This is a genomic window from Cytobacillus firmus NBRC 15306, from assembly GCF_001591465.1.
GTDB classification, from domain to species: Bacteria; Bacillota; Bacilli; order Bacillales; family Cytobacillaceae; genus Cytobacillus; species Cytobacillus firmus.
Genome location: NZ_BCUY01000016.1, coordinates 22,785 through 39,083 on the forward strand (window position 1 = coordinate 22,785; position 16,299 = coordinate 39,083).

A 16,299-nucleotide genomic window follows, 5' to 3' on the forward strand; every position below is an offset into this window, starting at 1 on the left:
ATTTGTAAGTTCTCCAGGTCTATTTGCAGGATGCGGTTCTATTTGCAACTTCACACCGCCTATTTGCAGGATTTCGGTTCTATTTGCCAGTTCACACCGCCTATTTGCAGAATCCCGGTTCTATTTGCAAGTTCTCTCTGCCTATTTGCAGAATCCCGGTTCTATTTGCAAATTTACACCGCCTATTTGCAGAATCCCCCAGCCTATTTGCAAGTTCCCCATTCTATTTGCATAGTTCATAGTTCATATTTCATCTCCATACCGCACAACTTAGCCAAAAATCCCAAAATAAAACCCCGGGCTATTCAGGCCAGGGGTTGTCCAATTATCGGGATACAAATCCTTTTAATATATACTTCCATTTTGTCTTATTTTTCAGGCTGCTGAGCTGCTTTTTACTTAAATGTTTTGTTTTGAAGGAGGTGGCTGCTTCTGTTCCATCAAAATCTTTATGGATGCCATTGTCCATAACAATCCATTCGCCTTTTTCGAGGCCATCTTTAATTTCTGTTCTCCCATTTACTTGCAGTCCGCTCTCTATTTGTCTTCTCTCAAGCTTCCCGGTATTTGAGATCACCCATAAAGATGAAGCATTTTTGTCTTTTTTTATCACTTTGGAGGGAACTGTTACTGCCCCTTCAATCTCATCTGTAACAATTTCGATATGAACCGGGGTCCCCTTTAAGATCTCTGTTGCGTCCTCATTTAACTGAACTGAGAACGGATAAGTGCTTTCCTTATTCAGAGAAACTCCGCTCTTTGGAAGGGATGCCAGGTTAATAATCGTTCCTTCCCCTTTAAAGTCCTTTGCTGAGACAAGTACTTTAAGGCCAACAGAAGTTTCCATTCTCTCATCTAATGTTAGTTCACCATTGATTAGTGAAGCATCTGAAGTAATCGTAATAATAGGATTTTCAAGGGAGCGGTCAATCTCACTGATTGTTCCTGAGAAATTGCTCTGAACGGTTACACTGCCTGGCTGATCTTCCAGATAATCCAGCTGATTTTCAGTCATTTCGAGCTCCCTTTCCAGCATGCTGACTTGCAGCTCCTTTTCATGGATGTCTCTGTCCAGACTGGAAGTCACCGCTGTTTCGCTGTCTTTCTCTTCTTCAGCAAAAATAAGCGTTCTTTTATATGTTTCCATATCATCAATATGACCTTCTAAGTCCTCTATTTGGTTTTCAAGCTTTTCTGCTTCTGCATTCAGTCTTTCTTTTTCGGCATCAAGGTCTTCAGGCTGATATTCAAACAAACCCGTTCCAGGTGTAATCGCATCTCCCTCTTTAACCAAAAACTGATTAAAAACCCCCTGCCGCTCATCATAATAGACCTGGTATTCTTCCGCAGGTGATACCACACCTTTTTTCGAAAAGGAATCTATAAGGTTCTCCTTCGAAACGGCCTGCCATTTATCTATGTATGCTGTCTTATCCACTTTGCTTCCTGGCTTTAAGGCCAAATAAAGATTTGCAGCAATAAAGATTCCTATACACACAACCAGGATTCTAAGCACCCAAGCTCTTTTCACAATAACACCGCCATTATATAAGTTTCTCAAATTCAAGATAGTAAATGGTAGATGTCATGATCCATCCAACCAGATTAACGATTATCACAATCAGCAGGATCCATTTGGGGCTTCGCGGCGAAAATGCTTTAAGATTCATATATTGGAAGAAAATTACCCAAATTTGAAAAAGTGTGATGGTGCCGGCCAGTTGAATAAGCAAACGGTTATCTGTCAAATATTGCACCATTACGCCCAAACTGAAAGGCGAGGACACTCTCTCAAGACCAAAGCTAATCTGAAGAACTAGCGTTAACGCTTTTTCGATTAATAAAACAGCTAACACAAATAGCTGCATAACCAGCAGTTTCGCAAATTCCGTATCCATTATAGTCCAATAAAAAATGGCTGGGACAAAAAAGATCAGCAGAGAAAAAACGATTCCCCATACTACTTTCCCAATGCCTAAAAATAGCTTTTTCGTTTCCAATTCCTGCTGGGATACATTTGATATTTCATTCGATACAATATCCATGCCATATCCTGTATATGCTGCCGCCAGATATAGAATGGCTCCAGCAGCCATGAGCAGCAGGAATCTTATATAAAGCCCGGTAATTTTCTCTGCTTTTGTCAATTGATAAAGGTATGTATTTGGACTTAGAATTCCTTTTATAAGCTGAACATGATAAAACATGGCTGTTTCTTCCCCCGTTAATGAACTTTCTTTTATTATATAAGAGATTGTAATAATTGCCAGTATAGAGTCGAAATTTCTAGAAATTAGTCAATTGCTCACAAGCAAAAAGAAAAAGTGCCGCTGATGGCACTTTTCCCATTCGAACTAATTCTGCTTCTGCAGGTGTATATATATTAGTCTTTCTCTGCCTGTCTCTACACCGAAAACAAAGTATACAAGATTGTCTCCCATTTTATAGATGATTTTCCAGGTCTGGTCATCTTCAAAAAATCCTTCTCTTATAAGGGATCCGGTACCGAGCCTATTTAGTACATAAAGAGGCGAGATATCGGTTACAGAGTCAACTAAATACTTGGAAACGAATATTTCTTTTCCGTCAGGCAGTTCAGTAAAATAAACGTATTTCTTTCCGTACTGATAATATCTTGAGCCTTCGAACAGTCCTTCATCAGTTGGCTCTCCCAGCTTGCTCTTTACATCGTCAATCGTATTCTTGTTAATAATAAAATCCTGCCCTTTCAGCTTTCCGTCCGCCGCATCTGTAAGGATGTCTGGTTTTATCATGACCAGATCAGCCATTTGCCGTTTCTTTAGAACCGAAGGAGTTTTGTAAAAGACATCAGAAGAGTTCTTTACATAAACGCCTGCACCTACGCCATAAAAATAGACGCCATTGATTTTTTCATAGGAATATACCCTATATGTATTTCCATTTTTGAACGTGCCGGATGGCTTGAAACTGCCATTGCTTTCTTTAATCAGCCTGCTTGTATCTTTCAGAATAGTCACCTTGCCAATTTGACCTTCTACTAATCTCGCATCATCCCAAATCACTGATGGTCTTGTATCCTTAGAGGCTGCTGAGGCTGTCTCAGAATCCCCCATAATCCCCAAAAAACCGGCAGCCATAATCATGCCTGAAATCAAAGTCTTTTTCATAACCCCACTCCTTTATTACTTATGTTTCAATAATATTACAAAAATATTACAAACGGAACCCTTATTTTGTAAAACAGGTATATACTACTATAAAAAAGAAAACTGCCTATTTGGCAGCTTCCTCATCGTTTATTTTCCATTCAATTCTTCGAGTTTCTTTTTAGACGGAGTTTCGTACTTCACATACCCTTTCATATTGGTAATGTAATGTCCGGACCCGACTCCATACTGACCGAAATAATTGGAGTCATAATTGTAGACACGGTAACTCTGACCAGGCTTTAGCACACGTACAAACTGAAGCTTGTTGTCAGCTGTACGTTTCCATAGGTTAATAGGCTTTAGAACCGTAATGCGGCCGATTTGGCCTTTGTTCATCAGTACGCCATCCCAATAAACCTTAGGTGCAGGCTTATTGTCATCTTCTTTAGGATCTTCAGGAGCTTTTGCTGTAATACGGCCTTCAACTTTTGTATTCACAGTGCCGATTTTTTGAATATAGGCAATAAGCGCTTCATCGAGTGCAGGAAATTCATTGACAATCGCACTGTCTTTGAAAGAGGTATACTCGTCACCGCCGCTTGCCATGAAGTCATTTGTGGCAACGAGATATTCTTTGTTCATATCGACAGGCACACCTTTGATCTTCATGTCCTGTACCCGATTTCCAGCTGCTTTAGATGCATCAATAACAAAAGTCAAACCTGAAACATGGGGGAAGGCTCCTTTAGTGTCAGGATATGAATTCACACCATTCTCAATTCCTGCTTTTATTTGGGAACCAGTCAGCTTTTTTGTGACAATATAGTTACCAAAAGGCAGTACCGTAATAACATCGCCTTTTGTAATTTCCCCTTCAGCGATTGAGGCACGAATTCCGCCGCCGTTGGTAATAGCCATATCTGCACCCGTCATGTCCACCATCGCATCGGTAATCAAGTTGCCTAGATTCGTCTCTCCTGCACGGACTTGTTCACGTTCTCCATCGAGTTTTACAGCCGTTTCACCAATGACTTCAGACAGAATCTCTTCCTGAGCTGTCTGAATTTCATCGATTACTTCTTTAACAGCCGGATCTTCTTCAACGGCTGCAGTTTGTTCTTTTGTAATTAAGCCGGCTGTTTTGCCCTTCAGTTCATTATTCTCAAATGTCAGTTCCACCACGCCAAGATTTTTTGTATACTCCCCAGCACTTACAATAAGTGTATCGTTTTCACCCTCCAGGCCTTCAACGAGCTTTGAGTGGCTGTGCCCATCAACAATCAGATCAATCCCAGGGGCACCCTTTGCCACTTTAATGGAAGTATCTGTACTGGACTCATCAATTCCCAAATGTGTTACCGCAATTATCATATCAACTTTTTGAGCTTTCAATTCCGCCACCATCGCCTGTGCCTCTTTTACCGGATCAGTGAAAGATAAGCCTTCAACATTTTTTGGATGCGTTTTATAATGAGTCTCTGGTGTCGACAGCCCAAAGATCCCCAGTTTCAAACCGTCAACCTCTTTTATTTCATAAGGCTTCAGAAGCAGCTCCCCATCCTGTTTGCGAACATTAGCACTTAAAAGCGGAAACAGCATTTTGTCTTTCAGCTCCATTAATCTTTCATAGCCATAGTTGAAGTCATGGTTTCCCGCAGCCATGCCATCATAGCCAACTTTATTCATCACATTAACAATGCTTTCTCCTTTGCTCAGCGTGGCAAAAGTGGTCCCGTGCAGGGTATCACCAGCATCTAAAAGCAATGTATTGGGATTTTTACTTTCATATTGCTTTACTAGAGTGGATAGTTTGGCAAATCCCATCCCATCATATTCGCCTTCAACAGCACGGCCATGAGAATCATTGGTATGAAGAATAGTGATTTTTTTTGTATTTGCGTCCGTATTCCCTTCTGCCTTAACCGCAAATGACCCGCTGAACCCGGATGAAATAACCATGGCGGATACCACGGCAATACAGCCCTTTTTCCAAATCCTCATTATAAACCTCCTGAATTTAAAGTTTATCATTACAAAAATATTATATATTAAAACTATTAAGATTTGTTTGATAGTTTGTAAAAGACGTTTAAAATTCCCATTCGACAAACCCCGCACGAAGGATGTCAGATTATTTTTATTAATTTTCAGTTAATTAAATGTTAAGATTTTGTAAAAAGCGTTTGAGGGTGGGGGAAAATGAAGTTAATAAAGAAGCATTATCCGGCTCTCCTGTCTTTAGCTTTACTGACAGGTTTTTTCAGCTTATGCTGGGCGTTTAAAACCTTATACTTTATCTATGAATTGGAGCTTAACCCGCATAAGAAACTGATATTATTATCTTCTTGCGGACTGGGATTTGCAGTGTCAGGATTAATATACTTCAGCAGAAAAAGAATCCAGGCATTTTTGGCCTTTATTATTTACCTGCTTCTCTCTTTCCTCTTATATGCAGATGTACTGTATGAACGTTATTATGATGCCATTCTTCATATCCAGCTGCTGCAGCAGGCTAATCAGCTCGGAGATGTGAAGGACTCGATTGCATCACTTGTTTACGTTAGTGATATCTGGTATTGGATAGACATCCCAGCTGCTCTTCTTGCTCTTTATGTTTTTTCCCGGAAAGAACGGAACCTGAGGAATCCTTTTATCGGATCAGCCATGTTTGCTGCCGGCGCTGCTTTTATTTTATTTGCGGCCTTTTATCCGCTGAAGGACACCTTTTCTGATCAATATAAAGTTTCCCTTACGGGTATCCTGCCAGCCCATATCTATGATCTTTCGAGAACTTACCATAACCATGCTGCAGCCAAAGAAATAACTGCTGAGGAAAAGACAGAATTGGAGATTTTGAAGGATTATTTCAAAGGGAAACAGGAACTTTTAAAATCATCTCCCTATTACGGAAAGTTTAAAGGGAAGAATATTATTGTGGTACAGGCTGAATCACTGAATGACTTTCCAATCGGCTTAAAAGTAAATGGCGAGGAAATAACCCCGCGTCTGAATGAACTAATCAGCACCAGCCACTATTACCCGAATATTTACCTTCAAATTGGGAGAGGCAATACGTCAGATGCTGAGTTTGCTGCAAATAATTCTTTATATCCAATTGCAGACATGGGGGTTTATAAAACTTATCCAAAAAATAACTTCATCTCGCTTCCGCAAGTACTAAAAAAAGAAGGTTACTCAACGAGTGCTGCCCATGGAAATTCACCGGAATTCTGGAATCGAAGATTGGCATATCCTAACCAGGGCTTCGATAACTTTTACAGTACTGAACATCTAAAAATTAGTGAAGATGAAGTAATCGGAATGGGCGTCTCGGACCGAAGCATGTTTAAACAAATGATAGATATCTATAAGGAAGAAGAAAAGCCATTTTACAGTTTTATAGTCAGTCTGACGAATCATCGGCCATTTGACTTGCCGGGTAAATATCAATCTTTGGACCTCCCTGCAGAATTTTCAGATACATTAACAGGAAACTATCTGCAGGCTACCCATTATTTTGACCGGTCAATCGGTTACTTTATTGAAAAATTAAAAGAAGAACAAATATGGGATGATACGATCTTTGTCGTCTATGGAGATCATTACGGACCTATTCCAAAAGATAAGGATGAGATTGACCAGCTTCTGGGCGTCAACTTTAATCAGAAAGAGCAATTCAATGTCCCGATGATCATTCACCATCCAGGACAGACCACAGCTGTTAAAAATGAGGTTATTGGAAGCCAGCTGGACATCTTTCCTACTCTTGCATCTCTGATTGGCACCCAACAGCAGCTTGCATATCTTGGGGCATCGCTTGATATCAAAAAAGAAGGTTTTGCCGGTTTCGCTTATGAAACGACACCATACTCGTATTATTCGGGGCCATATGATTATGCCGCTTCACATAATGGAGTATTCGAGGACGGTATTTGCACAGATACCAAAACCGGGGAAAAAGTGTCCGTTAATGCCTGTAAAAAAACGTATGAACAGCTTGTAAAGGATGTTCAGCTTTCTGAATTTCTGCTGAAAAATAATTTAATTGGGGAATTGTTTCAATAATTTCGAGGGATTCCAACAAAACCTGTGTATGACAGCGCAGAATTTGTTGGAATTTTTGTTGTTTTAATCAATTAAAAAGGCGGTATATACGTAATAACTAAAAATTGGGATTAAAAATATATAAAAAGGAGTTGTTTTTCAAATGAAAATTAAAGCAGGCAGCTGGAGTCTATTAACCCCTCAGGACAAATTGTTTATTTTGGAGGCAGTAAGCAGCCGCTCGAAAAACTGGAAACAGGAAGAGCACGCTCCATCTCAAGAATCGTATATCCAATTATCATTTGATATATAAGTGTCTGTAAATTTTTTAACTATTTCCCTATCTTTGGATGCATTATTAACAAAACGCTACTTTATGGTTAAGGTACGATAACAATCCGGACGGGCCCCTGTATTTCATATACGATGTAGTGGTAAATGAATTCCGTTACTACTGCAAGGATGTGAAAGTCATGGGCAAACCAAAAGCACATATCCAAGAGATTCATTATTTACGGGCTATTGCCTGCATATGGGTACTATTGGTTCACGTTTCAGCCTCCTTCTACTTTGAGAACGGCGAAACTTATAATGAACTTACCCTTTTCATCAATCAAATAAGCCGATTCGGTACACCTATTTTTGCTCTGATCAGCGGATTTCTGCTCTTCTACCAAACCAGGACAAGAGGCTTTACCTTAAAGAAATTTGCTGTGAGCCGTTTTACGAAAATTGGTGTACCTTTTATATTTTGGAGTATTTTCTATCTTCTATTTATGTATTTCGTTCAAGGTGCGAATCCTTTTGAATCAGGGAAAAGACTGTTCCTGATCAACTTTGTTTTCGGCAATAGCTTTTACCATCTATATTTTATGTCAATCGTTTTTCAGTTTTACCTGCTGTTTCCGCTCCTTCAGCTGTTCCGTTCAAAAAAGAGCTGGATATTTTTATTAGCAGGTGCAATCTTAGTTAATATATATTCTTTAAATGTCTATAACCCGGGACAGTTCGAAGGAATCTGGCAGGTCATTCTCAGCCAGCGCGCCTTTTTGCCAAGCTGGATCTTCTTCTTTATTTTTGGGGGATTCTTAGCTTATTATTGGGAACCGCTTAGCCAGTTCTCGAAGAAAAATAAGAAAATCTTAGGTGCGGGTGTCGTAATTATAACTGTAATGGCTGTTGTGGAATATAAAATCATCGGATCCATCCCATCAAACCGGGCGACTAATATGATTAATATCCCAATTATCACTCTGTTTATGATGGGGATTGGGGAAGATATAAGGAAGATCAACTGGCTGGAAATATGCCTTTCAAAAATTGGAAGCCTTTCAATGGCCATTTATCTCGTCCATCCGTTTGTTCTTTTAACATTCCAATCACTGGCACCGAAGAGTATTTGGAGTACTATTTACTTCCCTTTTGTTTTAGCTGTGATTCTAATAGGAACAATTGGGGTAGTTAAGGTGGTACAGCTTTTCCCTTATAATCAGTATTTGCTTACGGTGCCTAAGGTCAAGGACAAAAAGCCTGAAAAGGTAAAACGACTGAAGAAACTGGAAGCAGAATCAAATACGGCATGATCATAAAAGCCCTAATTCACAACTTGAATTAGGGCTTTTGCTTATCTGAAAATTTTGTTTGGCACTTTTACTTCCGGCATACCGGCAGCATATGGCGCGACTTCATATTCAAAGAATTTGATCGCAATACCGCTTCCTGTGAAATAGAAAGGACGCTCATTATCTATCGTGATTTCATCCAAATATTCCGGGAAAATCATTTCCCCTCTGGCAGCACGATTCTTCAAGTCAGTGATGGCATACTTCTTAATCTTGCCTCTTGCGGTGCTCGTTTTTGCCACATCAGACAACTGCAGCTCAACACCTTTGATCAGGTCAAAATTATACGAGGTTACCGTTGACATTCCATGAACGCCGCCTGTGTACATATAATCGTAAACTAAAATGCTCAGAAGATTATTTTCGTTATATTTCACCTTATAAGATACATCATAATCATAGCTGTACATCCAGTCTTCATCTTCTGGCACGTGATAGCCATAGTCATAGTAATAATCCCATCGATGCTCTTCCTCCTCATCCTCTAGATTTCGAGCACTCTCATAAGACTCTTCAAAATGGCTCTTAATAATCGCATTAATACGCTCTTTTGCGGCATTATCCACTAAACTGCTTATTTGCGGATAAGTGAAATCCCCAAATTACGAGTTTTCTATTCTTTTTGAAATATAGAAAGGGACACTCCAATATTAAAAAGTGTCCCTTAATCTATTAATATTAGCTGTTAAATACTATCTCATAACCATTTGCATTAAAGCTTTTGCCTGTTAAACTTTCCAATGTTACTTCACCTAAGTCTTGTGTACTAGTGCCTGTAACTGCAAGTATTTGCTGGGTAAGTGTAACTTGTTCTTCATTAGTTAAAGCTGCTCCATTAAAGAAGAAAAGTAACTTTAAAAAGTCTACTTGTGTTGCCGCTGTCAGTTCTGTAATATCTCTAATTTTTGTGTTTTCAGCTTCAGGTTTAACATTAACTGTAATAATATTGCCTGATTTCACAACTGTACCAAAGCTGAAATTACGGGTATTACTCTCAATTGCATCCCCTAAATCAATTGTTACTGTGATAGGAGAACCAATCGCTGAACCAGCCAAATTAACTGGAGTTCCTTCAATTACAATATTACCTCCAAGGTAAGAACGCATGCTTCCTAAGCTAACACCATCTGCTACATTTGGAATATAATTAAACTCATTTACAATACTAAATTCAGACTCAATAATTTTGTCAGCTGCTAACAAATTCGTTGTACCCAGTGCTTCCGCTTTAAGGGATGTTAACTTAATCCTTTTATCAACAGTAATACCTTTAAAAATAGTATTCGCACCTAAAGAAGATAGGTCTACTTTTATCTGATTTGCATCATTATTAATAATATCTATTAACCCTTCAGCATCTATATCAGTAATCCCAATACCCACTGCTGGTGTTACTGGATTAGTACCTGGATCTGTAGAACCGCCGCCACTATTACCGCCGCCAGCAGCAGGAGGTGTTACAGTGCCTTCACCCGGCTTCGTAACTTCACCCGGTTTATTTCCGCCAACTTCGATTCCTTCATCAGCTTTCTCGACTGTACCTTTGTTGTCGATTTCCACTTCGCCTTTTACAGAGGAATCTTTCTTCACTTCTTTAACAACAGCGCCTTTTGCTACTGAGATCTGGGAAGCAGCTTTGATGCTGATTTCTTTAACTTCAGTGCCTTCGCCGATTGCAAGGACTGCATTTTCACCCGTTACTTCAATGGCTGTTTCTGAGAAGTTGCCTTTAAGTGCAATTCCTTCAGAATCTTCTCCGCCTTTTGCTGCTATTGTAACTGTTTCAAAAGATCCGCTTTCCTTAGACTCTAAGTTGACTTTACCTTTGGCTCCAGCTTTTTCTGACACGACAAGGTTCTTCACTTTTACTCCAGTGTCAGCAACAAGGTTGGATCCATTAGCGTCATTTATAACAAGGCTGTCAGCTTCTACGCCTTTCATGTATAGGCTGTGCTCAGCAATGTCCTCTACAATAATAGCTCCGCCACTGTTGTTCACTTTATTAACCTTTACATTTTCAAGATGAACCGTACCTGCTCCCTTTGGGGAACCCAGTACTGTAAGGTTTCCGTTAATTGAAACATTTTGAAGTTTGATATGTTCATTTTCCCCAGCATATAAGTAGATAGATTTGCTGGATTCACTACCGGAAGCTGGACCAAATACGGAAGGTTTGTCAGCGTCTTTAGAATCAGCAACATATAGAGTGCCATGTTTGCTGAATTCTTTTTCGGTTTTTTCAAGATCACTTAAAGAACTTTTGATTAGTGGATTCGATTCCTTAAGGCCATTCTTAGCGGCTTCTTTAATCAGGAACTCTACATTGCCAAGATACCCGGCAGCCAACTCAGGTTTATTATCTTTTAATGCTTTTTCAGCACGATCAATTTGCATTTTAATAGAAATTGGATATAAAAGGTCTTTCAGCTGATTTTCAGCAGAATGCTTATAGAAATCACGGAATTCCTCACGAGTCGTTACTCCATAAACACGATCAAGCATAAACGCATTTTTCTTAATCTCCCACGATACTTCATGGTAAAGTTTTTCAGTCTGATCATCCACTTCGCCTTTTGCTGCTTTAGCTTTAAGTTCATTATATTTCTTCTGGATCTTCAATCCGGAACTTACAGCATCAATGTAAGCAACAGAGCGGTTAAGATATGTAGCAACATTTGCATCAAGTCTTGCTGAAAGGACTTCTTTCTCTTTTCCTTTCAATCCGGCTACTTGCTTTCTGGCATCTGCCAAAAGGGCTTTCACCTCATTGTGCATCTTCATATTTGGATACCCTACTAAATTGTTAGGATATTTTGTTTTACGGTACTCGATAGATACTTCCCATTTTAGTGCACCAGCTAACTTTTCAGCTTTTACAACCGCTTTTTCTGCAGAAGCATATGTTGCGGCAGAAGCAGGATTCGACACAGCCATCACCGAAGCAGCAACCGTCGCAGCCATTAATGTTTTAGTCATTTTTTTCTTTTTACTCATATGAACACCTCTTCAATAAATTCCTACTGTACTAAATTGTACAAAAATAGGTATATTCTCATACTATCTTATATAAATATTACCATTTGAGTAAAATCAAAACAATATGTTTATAAAAATTTACCATTTTAATATAATAATAGAAGGATACTGCCGATATACACTAAAGGTGGAAATCTGTCGTATGATGGCATATAAAAAATTATAGTAAAGAGGTTAAGACATGAAAAAAATCATAGTTTGGAGCATATCGGTACTAGCTTTACTAGCTATAATGGCTGGAGGATGGAAGTGGAATCAGCAAGTAGAAGAAACAGCTGCAGATGCTAAAGAGTCTCTGGAAATGCCGGCCAGCAAGAAAAATAATTCAAATAAACCCGGCATACCAAACGAGCAGGCTGAAGCAGAAAATGAAGAAGAGGATGAGACTGATAAATCAAGTAAGAGTTCTGACAAAGAAACTTCTTCCTCCCATTCAGACAGCGAAACTAAGCAGGGCGGCAAAAAAGAGAATGGTCAAAAAAGTGCTGATAATAAAAAATCGAATGAATCAAATGAGCTAGAAACAGGGTCTGCAGGAAATTCATCCGATCATGGCACAGCAAAACCAAATAAAAAGAACAAGTCTCTAGCAGAAATCAAAACTTATTACAATAGCCTTTTCACAGAGCTGGAAGCACAGGAAACCAGCAAAATCGATCAGCTTGTTGTGGAAGCCAAAGCAGAAATAATCAGCAAAAAAAAGCCAGCGAGCGAGCTTATCGGCAAATATCAATCTTATGCGGGACTTATGGAGAGAAATGCAGACAGCACGTTTAATACGCTTTATCAGCAGCTGCAATTCGACCTGGAATCCAATGGATATAGTTTAAATGAAGCACAGGAATATCAGCAAACATACAATGCAAAAAAACAAGAACGAAAAAGCCGGGTTATAAGTCAGTTAAAAAATCTATAACAATCCGCAAAAAGGCAGGTGAATCAGTTCACCTGCCTTTTCTATTAATTTTCCATTTCAAACTTCTGTACAAAGTTACAAGATGGGCAAGCTCTGCCCAGACTTCTATGGGTAAAGGGATCTTTGTAATAGGTTTCATCCAATCCGCATACAGAGCATTCCATTTCATGCAGTATCTCTCTTGGACCAAATAAAGCATCCAATAAAGCTTCAAAGTGCATTTTGCATCACTCCCAAACAACTTCTTATGTTGTTTATAGCAAAATCGGAGTGAGAAAATAGACGAAAATTGCGGTCTTTTTATGATTTATTTGCGACAGAATTTAACATTATATGCCCGGCATTAGATAACCTTTTTCAGCTGATCTGTTATCTCCTTCAGCAAATCTGTCAGAGTCAGGTCTTTTTCCAGCTGACCTCTTTGAAGAGCTGTTTGGAGAATCAATGCAAATTATTCAGATTTATTCATAACTTCACCTTAGAAAAAGTTATTGTTCAGTGATTTTTTGAATGCCCAAATCACTGTATTTATTCATCAAGGCATTTTCCAAAACAGGATCAGAAATCTTTGACAGATTTGACTCAAAATATAATATCCCTTTTTCAGTACCTGATTGGTTTTGCGCTGTGAGATCCTCTTTGATCTGATCCAGGACCATATTTAGTGTGACAGCCATCCTGGTTTCCTCAAGTATTTTTTCCGATGGGTCTTTATGCTGCTTAAGAACCGCGTCTCGAGTGTTTTTCCATGCACTTTATATAAATACTGAGCCTGCCTCTTGATGAGTGAAGACAATGAGTGATAAGACGCTTCCATTTTATCCAGGTCCCCTGCCCTCCTGTAAGATTCCAGTTCCCGCTGCTTCACGGTAAGTTTTTCTCCGGCAGTTATGCCATCTATAAAGATCATAGCACGCTCTCTGGTAAGTTCTATATTCTTAAGTTTTGGCAAATAGGCTTTTTTATGGGTTTCCGATAAATCAGCAAAAGCTTTCTTTGCCTGAATTAGGCTATTTCCGGTTTGATTATAGGCCGCATAGGGTTTAACAGTTGCTTTTCCTTCATAATCCACATAGATCTAGCCTACCTTATGGGCGACTTCCTTTGAAGCAAGGCCGGGAGCAATTGTTTCTTTATACACTGTATTTGCAAGCAGATTCAATAGCTTATTTCCATACTGCGGGTTCTTTTCAGCAAAATTCCACACATGCTTTAGATAGACAGATAAATCGTTGGCAGTAGTGACATTCATCCCGGCAGGATAAACCGTTTTACCGCCTAATGATTTTGCATAATTAATAAAATTGCTTTTCCCAACTTTTTCACGCAGCATAATGAATGCAATATTATCAGAGTAGACGATACACTTTTTCAGCAAATCACGGATTGTATAAGAAGTCTCCACCCGGTCCTTTTGGATGATACCGCTTCCCCCATAATAGTGATGAGAGCGGTATGTAAGCTTTTCACTTAAGTTAATTTTGCCTTTTGAAGCCAGATCATAAACAAACAAGGCTAAGGGAAGCTTTATTGTACTGGCTGCAGGCCTTATTTTGGAAGCATTATAGGAATACGCCTCCCCGGTGATCAAGTTCTCATAATAGATTGAAATATTGGGATACGCTTTAATTGACGGCTTAACATAAGAATCAAGCGTGCCTGCGGCTTTAGCCTCAAAAGCACCCATACTTTGAAAAAACAGCATGAATGCCAGTAAAAAACAAGCTGACTTCTTCATTTCCTCTCTCCGCTCTATACTTTTTAGTTCTATTAAACTATTAATTGGAAAAGTTTTCCACATAAATCTAGGGACTGTTCTCGTGTTTTGACGGTTCTCGCCTTTCATATTTCTGTGAAAAGCGATTTATGGAGGGTAGATTCTAAGACCACTTCAACAATATTCGATAAAATTTCCTTTTTTACACATATACTCTTAAAATCATTGTGATAATATGGTAAATTTGTACTATTAAGGAAAGGAGGATTAAAGGGTTAATAGTCTCAGATTCTGTAATGCACAGTTTTCCAAATCTAAACAGAACTGAGATATTCAAACTATCAATACTATATTTTTTTTGGAGGTTATATTTAGGCATGAAACGGATCTTAAGTACAGGATTTTTTGTATTTATCTTTGCATTCTTCTTTGGCCAGCTAACATTTGCACAGAGCTCCGGCATTTCTTCAGGGGTTCCGGTGAAGGGAACTTTATCATCAGAGGATGCTGAGAATACATATTATTTCTCAACGGATAAAGATGGGGAAGTTTATATAACGCTTGATGAAAGTACTGGCGGATTTTATTTGTATCTCTACAATGAGAATGGAAATAGAGTAACTTCGGATTATATCAGCTCCCGCGGCGGAAAAGCGGCTATTGATAAAAAAATTCAAAAAGGGAGCTATTATATAGTAGTAAAGCCTTATAACTGGAATGGCATCTCCAGTGCCAGCTATAAACTGAAAGCCACTTATTCTTCCAATATTAACCGCGATGCTTCCTCTTTTGAGCCAAATGATACGCTAGAAACAAGCCTGCCCGTAAAGTCAGGTGAGATTTATCAGTCAACCAGCGAATCAAATATTGACCAGGATGTATACCAATTTACAACCAATAAAGACGGTGAGATTTATATAACTTTAGACGAAGCCGGCGGCGGATACTATATGTATCTTTATGATGAGAATGGAAATAGAGAAACTTCGGATTATTTTAGCTCCAGCGGCGGTAAGAGCGTAATTAATAAGAAAGTCCAGCAGGGTACCTATTATGTGAAAATAATGCCGTATAACTGGAATGGCATCACTAGTGCCAAATATAGATTTAAAGCCACTTACCCTGGTTCCATTAACCGTAATTCATCTTCCTTTGAACCAAATGAAACATTTGAGACGGCAATGCCGATCAATTCTGGACAGAGCTACAGCTCCAGCAGTTATTCCAGCATTGATCAGGATACCTACCAAATTACAACTAATCGTGATGGAAACGTCCGAATTGCCCTGGATAATGCAAAAGGCGGATTTTATATGTATCTTTATGATGCTAATGGAACCAGAGTAAGCTCTGATTATTTCAGTTCTGCCGGCGGCACATCCGTTATCGATAGAGACCTGAAAAAAGGCACATACTATGTAAAGATATACCCTTATAACTGGAACGGCATTACAAGTGCCTCTTATCGTTTGCATGCAACGTTCCCCGCACCGGCAAATGCCTGTGACCGCTATAAAGGCGTTTCAAAGATCTGGTGGGATGGCATTGAGTTGAGGCCAGGCCAAATCGGGCGGTTAATCGTAAAGAAAGATACAACATTATTTAAATTAAACAGTGAACAAAAGTCGCCTTCCCGCACCTTAAAAGCAGGCGAATTTTACCGCATTTATGCTTTTAAACCTGGAATGCTGAGCGTCGGCGGCGGGTATTACGTGGACCGCGATGCAAAAGTCACCTATGAAACACCGAGCAAGGCAAAACTTGAAGCGGTTAGATGTATTCAGAACCGTTAAAACTGGTGTAAGCAAAGAAAGTCCTGCAGATGAAACTCTG

The 16,299-nt window shown here is 39.2% G+C and carries 15 protein-coding genes and 1 pseudogene; 5 read left to right on the forward strand and 11 right to left on the reverse strand.

Annotated features, from left to right (window positions below; all coding sequences use genetic code 11):
• Nucleotides 1–325: 325 nt before the first annotated feature.
• The 4 genes from BFI01S_RS06995 to BFI01S_RS07010 form a co-directional block, all read right to left on the reverse strand.
• On the reverse strand, nt 326–1,531 hold the full coding sequence (locus BFI01S_RS06995; protein ID WP_142753066.1) for an efflux RND transporter periplasmic adaptor subunit: 1,206 nt from the start codon (nt 1,529–1,531) through the stop codon (nt 326–328).
• A 13-nt stretch (nt 1,532–1,544) separates the two neighbouring features.
• On the reverse strand, nt 1,545–2,207 hold the full coding sequence (locus tag BFI01S_RS07000) for a hypothetical protein (RefSeq protein ID WP_061791963.1): 663 nt from the start codon (nt 2,205–2,207) through the stop codon (nt 1,545–1,547).
• A gap of 147 nt (nt 2,208–2,354) precedes the next feature.
• A complete protein-coding gene (locus BFI01S_RS07005) occupies nt 2,355–3,149 on the reverse strand; it encodes a DUF4309 domain-containing protein (RefSeq protein WP_061791964.1) in 795 nt (264 codons plus the stop codon).
• Between the two features lie 129 nt (nt 3,150–3,278).
• Nucleotides 3,279–5,132, reverse strand: coding sequence for a bifunctional metallophosphatase/5'-nucleotidase (locus tag BFI01S_RS07010; RefSeq protein WP_061791965.1), 1,854 nt, complete (start codon nt 5,130–5,132; stop codon nt 3,279–3,281).
• Between the two features lie 198 nt (nt 5,133–5,330).
• Here BFI01S_RS07010 and BFI01S_RS07015 point away from each other — a divergent pair, with 198 nt between their 5' ends.
• The 3 genes from BFI01S_RS07015 to BFI01S_RS07020 all read left to right on the forward strand — a co-directional run bounded on the left by BFI01S_RS07015 (nt 5,331) and on the right by BFI01S_RS07020 (nt 8,758).
• A complete protein-coding gene (locus tag BFI01S_RS07015; protein WP_061791966.1) occupies nt 5,331–7,196 on the forward strand; it encodes an LTA synthase family protein in 1,866 nt (621 codons plus the stop codon).
• A 142-nt stretch (nt 7,197–7,338) separates the two neighbouring features.
• Nucleotides 7,339–7,488 (forward strand): hypothetical protein, encoded by a 150-nt coding sequence (locus tag BFI01S_RS22965; protein WP_156478336.1) that lies wholly within the window; start codon nt 7,339–7,341, stop codon nt 7,486–7,488.
• 160 nt (nt 7,489–7,648) lie between these two features.
• Nucleotides 7,649–8,758, forward strand: coding sequence for an acyltransferase (locus BFI01S_RS07020; RefSeq protein WP_061791967.1), 1,110 nt, complete (start codon nt 7,649–7,651; stop codon nt 8,756–8,758).
• 41 nt (nt 8,759–8,799) lie between these two features.
• On the opposite strand, the gene BFI01S_RS24325 is transcribed toward BFI01S_RS07020, so the two are convergent.
• The 3 genes and pseudogenes from BFI01S_RS24325 to BFI01S_RS07030 all read right to left on the reverse strand — a co-directional run bounded on the left by BFI01S_RS24325 (nt 8,800) and on the right by BFI01S_RS07030 (nt 11,791).
• Nucleotides 8,800–9,126, reverse strand: coding sequence for an RsiV family protein (locus BFI01S_RS24325; RefSeq protein WP_328142935.1), 327 nt, complete (start codon nt 9,124–9,126; stop codon nt 8,800–8,802).
• Nucleotides 9,109–9,378: pseudogene (locus BFI01S_RS24330) on the reverse strand (PdaC/SigV domain-containing protein); the annotation flags it as partial. The gene BFI01S_RS24325 and the pseudogene BFI01S_RS24330, both read right to left, overlap by 18 nt.
• 97 nt (nt 9,379–9,475) lie before the next feature.
• Nucleotides 9,476–11,791 carry a hypothetical protein gene (locus BFI01S_RS07030; protein WP_061791968.1) on the reverse strand — a complete coding sequence of 772 codons (2,316 nt, stop codon included), beginning with the start codon at nt 11,789–11,791 and terminating at the stop codon, nt 9,476–9,478.
• Nucleotides 11,792–12,014: 223 nt separating this feature from the next.
• On the opposite strand from BFI01S_RS07030, the gene BFI01S_RS07035 reads away from it, so the two are divergent.
• Complete coding sequence (locus BFI01S_RS07035) at nt 12,015–12,749, forward strand: hypothetical protein (RefSeq protein ID WP_061791969.1); 735 nt, start codon at nt 12,015–12,017, stop codon at nt 12,747–12,749.
• Nucleotides 12,750–12,793: 44 nt separating this feature from the next.
• Here the strand turns inward: BFI01S_RS07035 and BFI01S_RS22345 are convergent, their stop codons facing one another.
• The 4 genes from BFI01S_RS22345 to BFI01S_RS07050 form a co-directional block, all read right to left on the reverse strand.
• On the reverse strand, nt 12,794–12,970 hold the full coding sequence (locus tag BFI01S_RS22345) for an acyltransferase (RefSeq protein WP_082804482.1): 177 nt from the start codon (nt 12,968–12,970) through the stop codon (nt 12,794–12,796).
• Nucleotides 12,971–13,237: 267 nt separating this feature from the next.
• Nucleotides 13,238–13,426 (reverse strand): hypothetical protein, encoded by a 189-nt coding sequence (locus tag BFI01S_RS07040; RefSeq protein WP_061791970.1) that lies wholly within the window; start codon nt 13,424–13,426, stop codon nt 13,238–13,240.
• Nucleotides 13,411–13,821 carry a hypothetical protein gene (locus tag BFI01S_RS07045; protein WP_061791971.1) on the reverse strand — a complete coding sequence of 137 codons (411 nt, stop codon included), beginning with the start codon at nt 13,819–13,821 and terminating at the stop codon, nt 13,411–13,413. The genes BFI01S_RS07040 and BFI01S_RS07045 overlap by 16 nt, the downstream gene beginning before the upstream one ends.
• A 6-nt stretch (nt 13,822–13,827) precedes the next feature.
• The gene (locus BFI01S_RS07050) at nt 13,828–14,487 is read right to left on the reverse strand and encodes a serine hydrolase (protein WP_061791972.1); all 660 of its coding nucleotides are present in this window, start codon (nt 14,485–14,487) and stop codon (nt 13,828–13,830) included.
• A 356-nt stretch (nt 14,488–14,843) separates the two neighbouring features.
• Between BFI01S_RS07050 and BFI01S_RS22350 the strand changes: the two genes are divergently transcribed.
• Nucleotides 14,844–16,259: a PPC domain-containing protein gene (locus BFI01S_RS22350; protein WP_169799735.1), complete on the forward strand. Its 1,416-nt coding sequence runs from the start codon at nt 14,844–14,846 to the stop codon at nt 16,257–16,259.
• Nucleotides 16,260–16,299: the final 40 nt, after the last annotated feature.